The following is a 2,002-nucleotide window of genomic DNA, read 5'->3' on the forward strand; positions in this document are numbered from 1 at the left end:
GTGTCGGCGGCGGCACGGGCCACGCCCGCGTCGATCGTGCCGCGGCCCGAGGCGGCGATCGCCTCGGTGGCCTTGGCGCGTGCCTCCTGCGCCGCAAGCCGCTGCTCGGCCGCGTACGCGGCGTTGCGCGCATTGCGTGCGTTGGTCTCCTCCGACCGCGCCTTGCGATCCGCCTCGGCGGCGATGCCGTCCTGGTGTTCGGCGTCCGCACGCGCTGCGGCGGCCGTCGCGGCAGCCGCCTGGGCCTGCGCGCGGGCGGCGGAGGCGGTACGGGCCTCGGCCTCGGCTCGCGCCCGGGCTGCCGCGGCGATGTCGCGCTCCCGCTCGGCCCGGGCCCGGGCCGCCGCCGCGAGGTCGCGCTCGCGCTCCGCGATCGCGCGCTGCTCTGCCGCGATCTTGGCTTGGCGCTGTGCCTCGACGCGGGCGTCACGGGTCTTGCGGGCGTGCTCCCACGCCTCGCGCTCCGCCTGCTCGGCCGCCAGCCGCGCCGTCCTGGCACGCGCCGCGGCGGTCGCGGCGATCTTGGCCTGGGTCTCGGCGGCCTCGGCCAGCCGGGCGGCTGCGCGGGCGTGCTCCTCGGCGTTCGCCCGCCACTTCTTCGCCTGCTGCTCGTGCAACTCGGCCTGGTTCTTGGCGTTCAGGCCGGCGGCGTCGGCTGCGGTGGCGTCCACCGCGTGCTGTGCCGTCACGCTCGCCTTCACCGCGGCGTCCGCCGCGGCCGCGATGCCCGCGGCGACCTCGGACCACTGGGTACCGTGCTCAAGGCCGGTCTCCACCAGCACGTCGGCCTGCACCTTGGCCTGGGCGGCAGCCACCTGTGCGGCCTTGGCGGCGTCATCGGCGTACCCGACCTGGCGCGACACCTCGGCCTTGACCTGGGCGTAGTCGGACAGCCGCTTACCGGCCCGGTCCGCCGCCAGCATTCGGTCCGCCTGGCGCGCTGCTGCTGCCGCCGCCGACATGGCGTTGGAGGCGTTCTTCAGCGCCTTGACTGCGTCGCCGTGCGCGGCGATCAGCTTGGTGCGGGCCTCGGCGGCTACGGCGGCCTTACGGGCCAGCTCGCGCAGCTTCTCCGCGGCCTCCAGGGCCTCCTGCTGTGCCTTCTCGTGGGCGGCCCGGTCGTCGGCGTCCTGCTGCGCCGCGACCTGATAGCCCTTCTCCAGGAACGCCGCGATCACCGCGTCGTCCTTGGAGTCCAGCGCGGCCTGCGCGGCCCGCTTCACCGCGGGACCGCCCACGGACGCCAGCATCTCGACGCGCTTGCGGTTCTCCTCCGCGCGCTTGGCGGCGTTCTGCTTGTCCGCCTCGTCGCGCTGCTTGGCGATGTCCGCGCCGAAGGCCAGGAAGTCGGCGCGGTCCTGCGCCGTACCCTTCAGGACCCGCTCGACCTCGGCGTTGAAGAACGGGCCGCCGGTGCCACGCAGCTTCTCGATCTGCGCGCGGTTCGCGACGTCCGCGCCGGCACGCTTGTCCTTGGCACGCTGACGGGCTTCGGCCTCGCCGTGCTCCAGGAACGCCCGTATGGCATTCGGGTCGTCACTCGCGAGTGCCTTCTTCGCGGCCTCGCGTACCTCTTCCTCCTCGTCGAACTCCGCGAAGTCCTCGACCAGTTGCCGGTCCCGTTCGTCGCTGATGCGGTCGAGCTCGGACTTCACGGCCGGCGCGGCGGCACCGGGCTTCGGCTTCAGCGCCGCCGCGAGCCCGTCCAGCGACTCCAGCGTCCGCGTCAGCGAAGCCTGCTCGCCGCGTACGGCGGTCGCGGCGGCGGCCTCACCGGTGGCGGTGCCCAGCACCGCCAGGACGATCGCCGCCGACACGGCCTTCCGTACGTTCCCGGCCGCGCTCACGCGCAGCCTTCCGGCTCTGGGCCGGAACCTTCCCCACACGGGAAACCCCCTAGACGAATGGATCAAGAAACCCCGCCCGCCTCGGGCGGGCGGGGTGGTCGTATGCCGTGAGGCGGCCCCCCCGGACGGGCCCGGCGCACCCACCGGCGACGCCC

Annotated in this window: 1 protein-coding gene; it reads right to left on the reverse strand. The window is 74.8% G+C overall.

Annotated features, from left to right (window positions below; all coding sequences use genetic code 11):
* Positions 1–1,847 (reverse strand): ALF repeat-containing protein (locus tag ACFWI9_RS34005; protein WP_387169099.1); only part of this gene is annotated, 1,847 nt, incomplete at its 3' end.
* Between the last annotated feature and the right edge of the window lie 155 nt (positions 1,848–2,002).

This window comes from Streptomyces sp. NPDC127084 (assembly GCF_042724175.1).
Taxonomy (GTDB): domain Bacteria; phylum Actinomycetota; class Actinomycetes; order Streptomycetales; family Streptomycetaceae; genus Streptomyces.